The sequence below is a fragment of the Streptomyces sp. NPDC012474 genome, assembly GCF_042955185.1.
Classification (GTDB): Bacteria; Actinomycetota; Actinomycetes; order Streptomycetales; family Streptomycetaceae; genus Streptomyces; species Streptomyces cahuitamycinicus.
Genome location: NZ_JBIBEP010000009.1, coordinates 264,839 through 278,198, shown reverse-complemented (window position 1 = coordinate 278,198; position 13,360 = coordinate 264,839). Strand labels below are relative to the sequence as shown.

The window sequence follows — 13,360 nt, the reverse complement described above, 5'->3', positions numbered from 1 at the left end:
CGCTCGGCTGCTACATCTTTGCGGGGACGCCCGTCAGGGCCGTGACGACCGGATCGAGTGCCTGGTGTATCTCGTCGCCGATGGAGCGGAAGAACGTCAGGGGCGCGCCGTAGGGGTCGTAGACCTCGTCCGCCTCCGCGGTCGGTGCCAGCAGCCACCCGCGTAGAGCCGCCGCGGCCCGGACCAGCGAGCGCGCGCGGATGACCACGCCCTCCTCCAGGGGCGGCAGGGTCGCCTGGTCGATGGCCTTGACCAGGCGGGTGAACTCCTTGAGCGTGAAGGTCCGCAGGCCCGCCGAGTGCCCCATGGAGATGACCTGCGCCCGGTGGTCCCTGGTGGCGGTCAGCACCAGGTCGGCGCGGATCACGTGCTCGTCGAGGAGCTCGCGCCCGGTGAAGCCGGAGGCGTCCGCGCCGAAGTCGGCCAGGACGGTCTCCGCGTGCGACTCCATGGGCGCGCCCTCGTGACCCCAGGTACCCGCGCTCTCCACGACGAGCCCGCCACCGAGGACGCCGAGCCGCTCCCTGACGAAATGGCGGGTCAGCCGCTCGGTGATGGGCGAGCGGCACACGTTGCCGGTGCTGACGTGGAGGATGCGGAAGCTGTCGCGCGGAAGTCCCACGAAGGTCGTCGTGATCTCCGCCGCGCTTTCCCCGTTGCCTATGCCACGCCCCGATCCAGGGGCCGTCAATTCGCCACCTCGAGGTCGGGTACGACCTTCCGGAGCTCGTCCGCCGAGATGGCACCCGCCCGCAGCAGCAGCGGCACCTCACGGGTCACGTCGACGATCGACGACGGCACGATGCCGGGGGTCGGGCCGCCGTCGAGGTAGACGGAGACGGAGTCGCCGAGCATCTCCTGCGCGGCGTCGCAGTCCTCCGGCGCCGGGTGGCCGGTCAGGTTGGCGGAGGAGACGGCCATGGGGCCGACCTCGGTCAGCAGCTCGATGGCGACCGGGTGCAGGGGCATGCGCACGGCGACCGTGCCCCGGGTGTCCCCGAGGTCCCACTGGAGGGACGGCTGGTGCCGGGCGACGAGCGTCAGGGCGCCCGGCCAGAACGCGTCGACCAGCTCCCAGGCCAGCTCGGAGAAGTCCGTGACGAGGCCGTGCAGCGTGTTCGGGGAGCCGATGAGGACGGGAGTGGGCATGTTGCGGCCCCGGCCCTTCGCCTCCAGCAGGTCGGCGACCGCCTCCGAGGAGAACGCGTCCGCGCCGACGCCGTACACCGTGTCTGTCGGCAGCACCACGAGCTCGCCACGGCGGACGGCGGACGCTGCCTCGCGCAGACCGGTCACACGGTCGGTCGCGTCGTTGGTGTCGTATCGCCGTGCCATCTTTAGCTGGCCTCCTCGTACACGTGCTGCTGGGATGAAGTCCGCGAAGAGCGCGGGGTGCCCGGTGTGCTCACGGCAGTGCCTTGCGGGCGGTGGCGAAACGCGGGCGGTTGTTGAGGTCCGGGTGGTCGGCCGCATCGGTCCAGCCGCGGTCCTCGGCGAAGATCCACGGCACCTGGCCGCCCTGGGTGTCGGCGTGCTCGACGACGACCACGCCGCCCGGCCGCAGCAGCCGGTGCGCGGTGCGCTCCAGGCCGCGGATGAGGTCGAGGCCGTCCTCGCCGGAGAAGAGGGCCAGGTCGGGGTCGTAGTCCCGCGCCTCGGGGGCGACGTACTCCCACTCGGTGAGCGGGATGTAGGGCGGGTTGGTGATGACCAGGTCGACCTGGCCGTCCAGGTCCGGGAACGCCGTCAGCGCGTTGCCCTGCCGCAGCTCGACCCTGGACCCCTGGACGTTCTTGCGGGTCCACTTCAGGGCGTCCTCGGACAGCTCCACGGCGTGCACGCGCGAGCGCGGCACCTCCTGGGCCAGGGCGAGGGCGATGGCGCCGGAGCCGGTGCACAGGTCGACGATGCACGGCTCGACGACGTCCATGGCCCGTACGGCGTCTATGGCCCAGCCGACCACGGACTCCGTCTCGGGCCGCGGCACGAACACCCCGGGGCCGACCTGGAGTTCCAGGTAGCGGAAGTAGGCGCGCCCGGTGATGTGCTGGAGCGGTTCGCGGGCCTCGCGGCGGGCGATGACCTCCCAGTAGCGGGCGTCGAAGTCGGAGTCCTTGACGGAGTGCAGCTCGCCGCGCTTGACGCCGTGCACGAACGCGGCGAGCTCCTCCGCGTCGGTACGCGGCGAGGGCACGCCGGCGTCGGCGAGCCGCTGAGTGGCTTGAGCCACCTCCGCGAGCAGCAGGTTCACGCAAGTCCTCCGTAGTACTCGTACGTGATCACTCGTACGTGCTCGTGCCTGCCTTACGCGGCCGCCAGCTTCGCCGCCGAGTCCGCGTCGACGCAGGCCTGGATCACCGCGTCGAGGTCGCCGTCCAGGACCTGGTCCAGGTTGTACGCCTTGAAGCCGACGCGGTGGTCGGAGATGCGGTTCTCCGGGTAGTTGTAGGTGCGGATCTTCTCGGAGCGGTCGACGGTGCGGACCTGGCTGCGGCGGGCGTCGGCCGCTTCCCGCTCCGCCTCCTCCTGCGCCGCCGCGAGCAGCCTGGAGCGCAGGATACGCAGTGCCTGCTCCTTGTTCTGCAGCTGGCTCTTCTCGTTCTGGCAGGAGGCGACGACTCCGGTCGGAAGGTGCGTGATGCGCACGGCGGAGTCGGTGGTGTTGACGGACTGTCCGCCGGGCCCGGAGGACCGGTAGACGTCGATGCGGAGGTCGTTGGGGTTGATCTCGACGTCGACCTCCTCCGCCTCGGGCGTGACGAGCACACCGGCCGCGGAGGTGTGGATGCGGCCCTGGGACTCCGTCGCGGGCACGCGCTGCACGCGGTGCACGCCGCCCTCGTACTTCATCCGCGCCCAGACGCCCTGGCCCGGCTCGGTGGCACCCTGGCCGCCCTTGGTCTTCACGGCGACCTGGACGTCCTTGTAGCCGCCCAGCTCCGACTCGGTGGCGTCGATGATCTCGGTCTTCCAGCCGACGCGCTCGGCGTAGCGCAGGTACATGCGCAGCAGGTCGCCGGCGAACAGCGCCGACTCGTCGCCGCCCGCGCCCGCCTTGATCTCGAGGATGACGTCCTTGTCGTCGCTGGGGTCGCGCGGGACGAGCAGGAGGCGCAGCTTCTCCGTGAGCACCTCGCGCGCCTTCTCCAGCTCCTTGACCTCGGCGGCGAACTCCGGGTCGTCGGCGCCCAGTTCACGCGCCGTCTCGATGTCGTCGCCCGTCTGCGTCCAGGAGCGGTACGTGGCGACGATGGGGGTGAGCTCGGCGTAACGCTTGTTCAGCTTGCGCGCGTTGGCCTGGTCGGAGTGGACCGACGGGTCGGCGAGCTTCTTCTCCAGGTCGGCGTGCTCGGCGACGAGTTCCTCGACGGCCTCGAACATCTTGGGCTCCTGTGCGGGACGGGGTGAAGGGCGGGCGACCAAAAACGCCGGTCCCGGAGCGCCCGGTGCGGGGGCGCGTCCGTGGACCGGCGAATTGAGGCTCGCTACTTCTTGGAGCCGGCGGCCTTGCCGAAGCGGGCCTCGAAGCGGGCCACACGGCCACCGGTGTCGAGGATCTTCTGCTTGCCCGTGTAGAACGGGTGGCACTCGGAGCACACATCGGCACGGATCGCGCCGGACTCGATGGTGCTGCGGGTGGTGAACGACGCGCCACAGGTGCAGCTGACCTGCGTCTCGACGTACTCGGGGTGGATGTCGCGCTTCAAGGTGTCTCCTAGGTTCGGGAGGGCGCCGGGTCGCCGCCGCGGGATGCGGGAGCGTGAACCGGAGCCGACGTACCAGTCTGCCAGGACTGGGGCCTACTCCCAAAACCGGGGGTTGCCGTCGTTTGTTCCCCGCGGGCCGTCGTGCGTTGTTCGCGCCCCCGCGGCGGAGCCGCACATCGATACCAGCCCGCGCCCCCTTCGGGGCGCGGTCCTCAGGAGCCGCTCACGACGCCCTTGGCCTCACCGGTCGCCGTGCCCTTCGTCGCGCTCTCGGGGATCGGCCTGTCGTTCTCCAGGGCCTGCCAGATCTGGTCGGCCTTCTTCTCCTGGAGGAGGACGCGGTTGGGGTCGGCCGGGTCGTAGGCCACCGGCATCGTGACCATGTGCATGTTGGCCGGGCTGATGCCCTTCAGGCCGCTCGCGAAGGACGCCAGCTTGTTGACCGAGCCGAGGTCGGAGTCGGTCGTCACCGTATTGGTCGCGGTTTCCGCGAGGTCGAGCAGCTTCTTCGGGTTCGAGAAGACGCCGACGTCCTTGATCTGGTTGACCAGGGCCTTGATGAAGGCCTGCTGGAGCTGGATCCGGCCCAGGTCGGAGCCGTCGCCGACGCCGTGTCTGGTGCGGACCAGGCCGAGGGCCTGCTTGCCGTCGAGCGTGTGGGTGCCGGCCTTCAGGTTCAGATGGCTGTCTGGGTCGTCGATGCTCTTGGTCGTGGTGATCTCGACGCCGCCGAGGTCGTCGATGAGCTTCTGGAAGCCGGCGAAGTCGACCTCCAGGTAGTGGTCCATGCGCAGGTCGGTGATCGACTCGACGGTCTTCACGGCGCAGGCGGCCCCGCCGGTGGAGTACGCGGAGTTGAACATCACGCTGCGCGCGGCGGGGTACTCGTCGCCCTTGGTGTCCGTGCACGAGGGACGGTCGATGAGGGTGTCGCGCGGGATGGAGACCACGCTGGCCTTCTTGTGCCCCTTGTAGACGTGCACGATCATCGCCGTGTCGGAGCGGGCGCTGCCGTCGTCGGTGCCGCCGCCGAGCTTCTTGTTGCCGCCGGCGCGGGTGTCGGAGCCGAGGACGAGGATGTTCTCCGAGCCGTTGTCGGCCTTCTTGGGCCGGTCCGTGCCGAGAGCCTGGTCGATGTCGACGCTCTTGAGGTTGCCGTTGAGTTTGAGGTACAGGTACCCGGCTCCGGCGCCGCCCAGCACGACGATTCCCGCGGTCGTCCAGGCCGTGATCAACAAGCCCTTGTGACGCTTCGGGGGCTTACGGCGCCGGCCCTTGCCGCGGTGGCGCGCTCCACTGGTGCCGCTGTCTCCCGGTATACCCGGGCCGGGTGTGCTCTCGGCGGACATGTACTCCTCAGCTCTTCTACGGTCGGTTACCCCCTGCGGTCAGTGCCAGGCGTGGCCGGAGAAGACCCTTCCTCGCACTATCGTCGCCCCACCTGGTCAGACGGGGAAACTCGGGAAAGGGTTGCACAACGGACTGTGCCCACCGCGTGCGGCGGTGGGCACAGTCCGTGCTCGTCAGGGCGGAGCGGAACCCGCTCACCTGCCTTTTCAGCCGAAGATGTCGTACTGCTTGAAATCGGTGCCCACGGACTTCCTTGTGGCAAAGATCTCGCTTGTCCCCTTGCCGGTGCCCGCGTACAGGTAGAGCGTGCCGCCGGGGGTGCGGGCCAGGAAGTCGGCCTTGCCGTCGCCGGTGACGTCGCCGGGCGCGTCGAAGGCGTTGTAGTCGGCCCAGGTGCGCACCTTGACCCGGGCCGAGAAGGCGCCCGCGCCGGCCTTGCCGGTGCCCTTGTAGAGGTAGATGGCGCTGCCGGACTTGCTGCGGGCGAGCAGGTCGGTCTTGCCGTCCCCGTTGTAGTCGCCCTTGCCGCGCACGGAGTTGTACTGGTTCCAGCCGGAGCCGACCTTCACGCGGGGCGCGAAGGTGCCGTTGCCCTTGCCCGGGTAGATCCACATGACGCCCGCGGAGTCGACCGAGAGCAGGTCGGGCAGGTAGTCGCCGGTGACGTCACCGGGGGTGATGATCCGGGTGCGGGTCTTCCAGTTGTCGGCGATCTGCTTGGTGGACCAGGTGCCGCTGGAGATGACGTAGTGCGTCCGGAAGACGTCACCGTCGCTGCTGCGCCGGTAGACCAGGTCCTGGTAGCCGTCGCGGTCGAGGTCCGTCTGCAGGACGACGTTCACGCCGTTCCAGTTGCCCCAGGACTCGCGGGCGGCGAAGGACGTGCCCTTGGAGTCCTTGGAGTAGCCGGTCTTGGTGGAGGCGTTGCGCACCCACAGGTCGGCCTTGTGGTCGCCGCTGACGTTGGTGTCGTCGAGGCGCGGGTAGGCGGCGCCGACGTAGGAGCTGACCTTGGCGAAGACGCTGTAGGCGCCCTTCGCGACGCAGTCGGTCACACCCCAGGACACGACACCGACGATCCGGTTGTTGACGACCAGGGGGCCGCCGGAGTCGCCGTTGCAGGCGGAGACGGTGCCGGTGTCGCTGCCGGTGGCGGGCTTGCCCGCGCAGACCATGTGGCCCTTGACGAAGTCCGCGCCGTACGCGCCGGAGCACGTCGTGTCGGACTGCATGGGGAGCGTGGCCGTCTTCAGCGTCTCGGAGATGTCGTCGCTGGTGGAGCTGGTGCGGCCCCAGCCGTAGACCTTGGCACTGGTGCCTGCCTTGTACGACGTGGTGTCGCCGGAGGTCGTCATGCGGATCGGGGTGGCCTTGACCGGGACGGGCAGGGTCAGCACCGCGATGTCGTTGTCGATGGTCGTCGCGTTGTACGACGGGTGGTTCCACTGCCGGTGGATGCCGGTGACGGTGCCGCCGTGCAGGTCGGTGCCGTCGGCCGAGGGCAGTTGGGAGGTGCCGGTGACGACGGCGCCGTTGGCGTTCCAGTTGTAGCCCTTGACGCAGTGCGCGGCGGTCAGGATCTTCGTCGGCGCGACGACGGCACCGCCGCAGAAGAAGCCGATGTCGTCGCTGGTGCCGGAGGTTCCCCGGTCGTCGTAGTAGTGGAGCTGCGCCATCCACGGGGCCGTGCTGATGGTGGTCTCGTTGCCGCCGATGACCTTGGGGTCGACGCCGCCGGCCACGGTGCCCGCGCTGAGCGAGGCCTTGCTCGTCTTGCCGGCGACGTCGTCACCGGCCATGGCGCCCGCGACACGCTTCTCCAGGTCGGCGAGCGACGGCGAAGCGACGGCGGGCTTGATCTTCGGCTGCGGCAGCGGGGTGGCCGCACCGGCGGACGTCGACAGCAGTGCGCCGGCCACGGCGGCGGCGACACCGGCCGCGGCGACGGGCAGTGCGATGCGTATGCGACGTCTGTGCCGACCGCCCCCGGGCATGGGTGTACCCACGTATGTCCCCCCTCGGGATCACAAGTTCGAAGAGAGCGTGATCCTACCCGCACACGAACAGCACAAAGGGCCGCCCCCGTGCCGGGAGCGGCCCTCTTCGTGCAGTGCTTACCTCAGCCGACTGCCTCAGTCGCCGTTGCCCGGCGTCGGGGTCGTCTTCTGGATCTGCATCAGGAACTCGGCGTTCGACTTCGTCTGCTTCATCTTGTCGAGCAGCAGCTCGACCGCCTGCTGCTGGTCGAGGGCGTGCAGCACCCGGCGCAGCTTCCAGACGATGGCGAGCTCGTCGGGGGCGAGCAGGATCTCTTCCTTACGGGTGCCGGACGCGTCGACGTCCACCGCCGGGAAGATGCGCTTGTCCGCGAGCTTGCGGTCGAGCTTCAGCTCGGCGTTGCCGGTGCCCTTGAACTCCTCGAAGATGACCTCGTCCATGCGGGACCCGGTGTCCACCAGGGCGGTGGCGAGGATCGTCAGCGAGCCGCCGTCCTCGATGTTGCGGGCCGCACCGAAGAAGCGCTTCGGCGGGTACAGCGCCGTCGAGTCGACACCACCGGACAGGATGCGGCCGGAGGCCGGGGCGGCGAGGTTGTACGCGCGGCCCAGACGGGTGATCGAGTCGAGCAGCACGACCACGTCGTGGCCCAGCTCCACCAGGCGCTTGGCACGCTCGATGGCGAGCTCGGCGACGGTGGTGTGGTCCTCGGCCGGACGGTCGAAGGTCGAGGAGATGACCTCGCCCTTCACCGACCGCTGCATGTCGGTGACCTCCTCCGGACGCTCGTCGACGAGGACGACCATCAGGTGGCACTCGGGGTTGTTGTGCGTGATCGCGTTGGCGATCGCCTGCATGATCATGGTCTTGCCGGTCTTCGGCGGGGCCACGATCAGACCGCGCTGGCCCTTACCGATCGGCGCGACGAGGTCGATGATGCGGGTGGTGAGGACGCCCGGGTCCGTCTCCAGACGCAGGCGGTCCTGCGGGTACAGCGGCGTCAGCTTGTTGAACTCCGGTCGCCCGCGCCCGGATTCGGGCGCCATGCCGTTGACGGAGTCCAGGCGCACCAGCGCGTTGAACTTCTCGCGCCGCTCGCCGTCCTTGGGCTGGCGCACGGCACCGGTGATGTGGTCGCCCTTGCGCAGGCCGTTCTTGCGGACCTGGGCGAGGGAGACGTACACGTCGTTCGGGCCGGGCAGGTAGCCGGACGTGCGGATGAACGCGTAGTTGTCGAGGATGTCCAGGATGCCCGCGACGGGGATCAGGACGTCGTCGTCGGTGATCTGCGGCTCCTGGACGTCGTCACGACCGCGTCGGCCCCGGCGGTCGCGGTAGCGCCCGCGACGGCCACGACGGCCGCCGTCGAAGTCGTCCCCGTCCTCGTCGGCCCGCTGCTGGCCGCGGTCCTGGCGGCCGCCGCCCTGCTGGCTCTGCTGCTGGCCGCGGTCCTGACGGCCGCCGCCCTGCTGGTCGTCACCCTTGCCGCCGCGGCGGTCGCGGTCACGCCCGCGGTCCCGGTCCCGGTCGCGGTCACGGTCACGGCGGTCGCGACGACGGCCCTCGCCGTCACCGGCGTCGGACTTGGCCTCGTTGCTCTGGGACTGCTGCTGCGTCTGAGCCTCGGCCTTGGTGTCGGTCTTCGCCTCGGCGACGATGGTCTCCGCGGCGGAAGCCGGGGCTCCGGCATCGGCGGTGGCCCGGCGACGGCGGCGCTCGGGCGCGTCGTCTCCCGCGCGCTCGTTCTCGCTCGACCGGGAGGCGCCTCCGGCGGGCTGGCCGGGGATCTCGATCTGCTGCTGGGCCACGGCCTTGTCGGCCTTGTCCGCGGGGGCCTTGGAGGCTTCCTTCGCGTCCGCCTTCTTCTCCGCCTTCTCGGCGTTGTCGCCCGTACGGGTGCGTGAGGTGGCACGGCGCTTGGGCTTGGTCTCGGCGGGCGCGTCGGCCTTCGCGGCCGGAGCGGCGCCGCCGGACGCCTGCGCCTCCTTGATGACCTCGATCAGCTGGCTCTTGCGCATACGCGCGGTGCCCCTGATACCGAGGCCGGATGCGACCTGCTGCAGCTCGGCCAGCACCATGCCCTCGAGGCCGGTACCGCGGCGCCGCCGGGAGCCGGCACCGCTGGCAGGCGCGGAGGCGTCCGTGGCGGGCGCGGCAGCGGTCTCCTCGACACGTGCGCCCATCAGATCGGTGGTGTCGCTCACGAAGGGTCCTTCCCTGGAGCGGACGTCGGCCTGTCTGGCTCGGCGACCGGTTGTGCTGTCCGACTTCGGTCCGTGTGGTGTGAACCGTGCCGGGGCGGTGGTCCGCCTAAGCGGCGGAGGAATCTGGTGATGGCGCTTCCTTGAGCCGTGGCACCCAGTGTCAGTGTCACGCGGCGTGGTCGCACCGGTTCCGGAGCGTGCCCTGCGCCCCGCTCAGTGTGCCTGTACGGCGTACGGTCCGACGTACGGAACACAGTGCGGCTTGGGGGGCTCCCGGAAGAATGTCTGTCCCGGACGGGGACACGAGGCACCTCGCCATGGTGGGGTCGGGTGCAGACTTGAGGTTAACACTACCGGATCCAACAAACATTCCCCCTCTCGAAATCCGGCAACCGCGCGGTTTCAGATGTCACCGGAGGCGGCGAGCGGCAGCACGCTCGCGCCCTGCTGATCGAGGCGCAGCCGGTTCGCTGCCCAGTCCGCGCCCGCCAGAGCCTCGACCTTGGCGGCCGTCTCCTCGTCGGCCAGCGCCATGACCGTCGGCCCGGCCCCGGAGATGACAGCGGGGATGCCGTCGCCCCGCAGCCGCTCCACCAGTGCCGCGCTCTCGGGCATGGCCGGCGCGCGGTACTCCTGGTGCAGGCGGTCCTCGGTGGCGGGCAGCAGAAGTTCGGGGCGGCGCGTCAGCGCTTCGACGAGCAGGGCGGCGCGGCCGGCGTTGGTGGCCGCGTCGACGTGCGGCACGGTGCGCGGCAGCAGTCCGCGCGCGGTTTCCGTGAGGACCGGCTTCCCGGGCACGAAAACCACCGGAACGATGGAATCCGCGGGCTCCATCCTGATCGCGCGCGCCGCGCCGCCCTCCATCCAGGACAGCGTGAAGCCGCCCAGCAGGCACGCCGCGACGTTGTCGGGGTGGCCCTCGATCTCGGTGGCGAGTTCGAGCAGCGCGGTGTCGTCGAGCTTCGCGTCTGCCCCTATGGTCACGGCGCGGGCGGCGACGATGCCGGCGCAGATGGCCGCCGAGGAGGAGCCGAGGCCCCGGCCGTGCGGAATGCGGTTGGCGCAGACGATCTCCAGACCGCGCGGCTGTCCGCCGAGCAGGTCGAAGGCGGTGCGCAGGGACCGTACGAGAAGGTGCTGCTCGTCGCGCGGGAGGGTCTCGCTGCCCTCACCCGCGATGTCGATGTGCAGCCCGGAGTCGGCCACCCGGACGACCACGTCGTCGTACAAGCCCAGCGCGAGGCCGAGGGCGTCGAAGCCCGGGCCGAGGTTGGCGCTGGTGGCGGGGACGCGCACCCGGACGGCGGCGGCGCGGAACGCTGGACCGGCCATCGCTCGATGACTCTCCTTGAGCTGCGTGATTGTCGAATGACGTTCAGTGGACATTCGAGGGCGTACGAGAACCCTGGGGGCCGCTGCCGACCGGGCTGGCCGGCGGCTGTCCCGGCCGCGGAGACGGCGCGGCACCGTGCTCCCTGCGGAGGCATATGCGGCGGGCGGGTTCAGTACAGCCTATCGAAGGAAGGTTCTGTGGCGACATAGGGCGCACAGGAGGCGCACGATGCGTGTCGTAAGCCCCCTGTGCACCCCCCGTAGGGATTCTCCCCGGGCCGGCGCCGTCTTACGCCGGAACCTGTCGGGCGCACCACCGGCGCTCGGGGCATCGGCGCACGTCAGGCTGGTTCGAGCGCCCTCAGGCGAGACCCAGGCGCTCCGCCGCGGCCGCCGCGTCGACGGGTACGGTGACCGGCTGCGGGGCACCGGCGACGGCCCAGTCGGGGTCCTTCAGCCCGTTGCCGGTGACGGTGCAGACGATCCGCTGCCCCGGGTCGACCTTGCCCTGCTCGGCTGCCTTCAGCAGACCGGCGACGGACGCGGCGGACGCCGGCTCGACGAAGACGCCCTCCTGGGACGCCAACAGCCGGTAGGCGCGCAGGATCTCACGGTCCGTCACCTCGTCGATGAAACCGCCCGACTCGTCCCGCGCGGCCAGCGCGTACTGCCAGGAAGCCGGGTTGCCGATGCGGATGGCCGTGGCGATGGTCGAGGGGTCCTTGACGACCTCGCCGCGCACGATCGGGGCGCTGCCGGAGGCCTGGAAGCCCCACATCCGCGGGGTGCGGGTCGCCACACCGTCGGCGGCGTACTCCGTGTAGCCCTTCCAGTAGGCCGTGATGTTGCCCGCGTTGCCCACCGGCAGGACGTGGACGTCGGGCGCGTCACCGAGCATGTCCACGATCTCGAAGGCGGCCGTCTTCTGACCCTCGATACGTACCGGGTTGACCGAATTGACCAGCGCCACGGGGTAGTTGTCGCTCAGGCCGCGCGCCAGGGTGAGGCAGTCGTCGAAGTTGCCGTCGACCTGGAGGATCTTCGCGCCGTGCACGAGGGCCTGGCCCATCTTGCCGAGCGCGATCTTGCCCGTCGGCACGAGCACGGCGCAGACCATTCCGGCCCGTACGGCGTAGGCGGCGGCGGAGGCCGACGTGTTGCCGGTGGAGGCGCAGATGACGGCCTGCGCGCCCTCCTCCTTGGCCCGGGTGATGGCCATGGTCATGCCCCGGTCCTTGAAGGAACCGGTCGGGTTCGCACCCTCCACCTTGAGGTGGACCTCGCAGCCCGTGCGCTCGGAGAGCACCTGCGCGGGCACGAGGGGCGTGCCGCCCTCACGGAGCGTCACGACCGGCGTGCTGTCTGAGACGGGCAGCCTGTCCCGGTACTCCTCGATGATTCCGCGCCACTGGTGGGTCATTGCTGGTTACTCTCCTTCAACCCGCATGATGCTGGCGACACCACGCACGGTGTCGAGCTTGCGCAACGCCTCGACGGTCCCGGTGAGGGCGGCGTCGGACGCACGGTGCGTGACGACGACGAGGGAGGCCTCGCCGTCCTTCCCCGACTGGCGAACCGTATCGATCGAGACTCCGTGCTCGGCGAAGACGGTCGCGACCTGGGCGAGAACGCCCGGTTTGTCAGCCACGTCGAGGCTGATGTGATACCGCGTGACGACGTCGCCCATCGGAGACACCGGCAGCGCGGCGTAGGCGGACTCGCCCGGTCCGGTCGCGCCGCTGAGCCGATTGCGGCAGACGGCGACGAGGTCACCGAGCACGGCGGAGGCGGTCGGGGAACCGCCCGCTCCGGGGCCGTAGAACATGAGCTGCCCGGCGGCGTCGGACTCGACGAACACGGCGTTGTAGGCGCCGCGGACGGAGGCCAGGGGATGGCTCAGCGGAATCATGGCCGGGTGCACGCGTGCGGTGACGGACGCCCCGTCCGCAGCCCGCTCGCAGATGGCGAGCAGCTTGATGGTGCAGCCCATCTCCTTCGCGGAGGCGAAGTCGGCCGCGGTCACCTCGGTCATGCCCTCGCGGTAGACGTCGTCGAGGCGCACGCGCGTGTGGAAGGCGATGCCGGCGAGGATCGCGGCCTTGGCGGCGGCGTCGAAGCCCTCGACGTCGGCGGTCGGGTCGGCCTCCGCGTACCCCAGCGCGGTGGCCTCGTCGAGGGCCTCCTGGTAGCCGGCGCCCGTCGAGTCCATCGCGTCGAGGATGAAGTTCGTCGTGCCGTTGACGATGCCCATCACCCGGTTGATCTTGTCGCCGGCGAGGGACTCGCGCACCGGCCGGATCAGCGGGATGGCACCGGCGACGGCGGCCTCGTAGTAGAGGTCCTTGCCGTGCTGCTCGGCGACGGCGTGCAGGGCGGCCCCGTCCTGGGCGAGCAGCGCCTTGTTGGCGGAGACGACGGAGGCGCCGTGCTCGAAGGCGGTGGTGATGAGGCTGCGCGCGGGCTCGATGCCGCCGATGACCTCCACCACGACGTCGATGTCGCCGCGCTTGACCAGGGCGGTGGCGTCGGTGGTGACCAACTCGGGGGCGATGCCCTCACGCACCCGGTCGGGCCGCCGCACGGCCACGCCCGCGAGCTCCACCGGGGCCCCGATCCGGGCCGCGAGGTCGTCGGCGTGCGTCGTCATGATGCGCGCCACCTCTGAGCCGACCACTCCACAGCCCAGTAGCGCCACCTTCAGCGGACGCGTACGCATCATCCGACCTCGTTTCCTCTTTACCGTCAACGGTGGAACCAGTCTCACTCACC

The 13,360-nt window shown here is 70.4% G+C and carries 11 protein-coding genes; all 11 read right to left on the bottom strand.

The genetic code is table 11. The features are described from left to right. Window positions 1-10: 10 nt before the first annotated feature. Window positions 11-691, bottom strand: a complete 681-nt coding sequence (locus ACFY9S_RS21765) for a protein-tyrosine-phosphatase (protein ID WP_102908188.1) — start codon at window positions 689-691, stop codon at window positions 11-13. Next, window positions 688-1,335 carry an L-threonylcarbamoyladenylate synthase gene (locus tag ACFY9S_RS21760; RefSeq protein ID WP_102908189.1) on the bottom strand — a complete coding sequence of 216 codons (648 nt, stop codon included), beginning with the start codon at window positions 1,333-1,335 and terminating at the stop codon, window positions 688-690. The genes ACFY9S_RS21765 and ACFY9S_RS21760 overlap by 4 nt, the downstream gene beginning before the upstream one ends. Window positions 1,336-1,405: 70 nt before the next feature. Next, a complete protein-coding gene (prmC, locus tag ACFY9S_RS21755) occupies window positions 1,406-2,251 on the bottom strand; it encodes a peptide chain release factor N(5)-glutamine methyltransferase (protein ID WP_391131009.1) in 846 nt (281 codons plus the stop codon). Between the two features lie 53 nt (window positions 2,252-2,304). After that, a complete protein-coding gene (gene prfA / locus ACFY9S_RS21750) occupies window positions 2,305-3,381 on the bottom strand; it encodes a peptide chain release factor 1 (RefSeq protein WP_102908191.1) in 1,077 nt (358 codons plus the stop codon). A 104-nt stretch (window positions 3,382-3,485) separates the two neighbouring features. Continuing rightward, window positions 3,486-3,707 (bottom strand): 50S ribosomal protein L31, encoded by a 222-nt coding sequence (rpmE, locus tag ACFY9S_RS21745; protein WP_031140670.1) that lies wholly within the window; start codon window positions 3,705-3,707, stop codon window positions 3,486-3,488. A 212-nt stretch (window positions 3,708-3,919) separates the two neighbouring features. Beyond that, window positions 3,920-5,056 (bottom strand): LCP family protein, encoded by a 1,137-nt coding sequence (locus tag ACFY9S_RS21740; RefSeq protein WP_391131004.1) that lies wholly within the window; start codon window positions 5,054-5,056, stop codon window positions 3,920-3,922. A gap of 207 nt (window positions 5,057-5,263) precedes the next feature. Then, window positions 5,264-7,051, bottom strand: a complete 1,788-nt coding sequence (locus ACFY9S_RS21735; RefSeq protein ID WP_391131197.1) for a trypsin-like serine protease — start codon at window positions 7,049-7,051, stop codon at window positions 5,264-5,266. A 138-nt stretch (window positions 7,052-7,189) separates the two neighbouring features. Further along, window positions 7,190-9,259, bottom strand: a complete 2,070-nt coding sequence (gene rho, locus ACFY9S_RS21730) for a transcription termination factor Rho (RefSeq protein ID WP_391131002.1) — start codon at window positions 9,257-9,259, stop codon at window positions 7,190-7,192. A 402-nt stretch (window positions 9,260-9,661) separates the two neighbouring features. Next, complete coding sequence (thrB, locus tag ACFY9S_RS21725) at window positions 9,662-10,591, bottom strand: homoserine kinase (protein WP_391130999.1); 930 nt, start codon at window positions 10,589-10,591, stop codon at window positions 9,662-9,664. A gap of 361 nt (window positions 10,592-10,952) precedes the next feature. Further along, the gene (gene thrC / locus ACFY9S_RS21720) at window positions 10,953-12,011 is read right to left on the bottom strand and encodes a threonine synthase (RefSeq protein WP_391130996.1); all 1,059 of its coding nucleotides are present in this window, start codon (window positions 12,009-12,011) and stop codon (window positions 10,953-10,955) included. Between the two features lie 6 nt (window positions 12,012-12,017). Further along, on the bottom strand, window positions 12,018-13,310 hold the full coding sequence (locus ACFY9S_RS21715) for a homoserine dehydrogenase (RefSeq protein WP_102908197.1): 1,293 nt from the start codon (window positions 13,308-13,310) through the stop codon (window positions 12,018-12,020). Window positions 13,311-13,360 lie beyond the last annotated feature (50 nt).

Excerpts from the sequence above, each read along its gene's own strand:
- ACFY9S_RS21760 (WP_102908189.1), bottom strand. The coding sequence starts at position 1,335 with ATGGCACGGCGATACGACACCAACGACGCGACCGACCGTGTGACCGGT.
- prfA (WP_102908191.1), bottom strand. The coding sequence starts at position 3,381 with ATGTTCGAGGCCGTCGAGGAACTCGTCGCCGAGCACGCCGACCTGGAG.
- ACFY9S_RS21740 (WP_391131004.1), bottom strand. The coding sequence starts at position 5,056 with ATGTCCGCCGAGAGCACACCCGGCCCGGGTATACCGGGAGACAGCGGC.
- ACFY9S_RS21735 (WP_391131197.1), bottom strand. The coding sequence starts at position 7,051 with ATGCCCGGGGGCGGTCGGCACAGACGTCGCATACGCATCGCACTGCCC.
- thrB (WP_391130999.1), bottom strand. The coding sequence starts at position 10,591 with ATGGCCGGTCCAGCGTTCCGCGCCGCCGCCGTCCGGGTGCGCGTCCCC.
- thrC (WP_391130996.1), bottom strand. The coding sequence starts at position 12,011 with ATGACCCACCAGTGGCGCGGAATCATCGAGGAGTACCGGGACAGGCTG.
- ACFY9S_RS21715 (WP_102908197.1), bottom strand. The coding sequence starts at position 13,310 with ATGATGCGTACGCGTCCGCTGAAGGTGGCGCTACTGGGCTGTGGAGTG.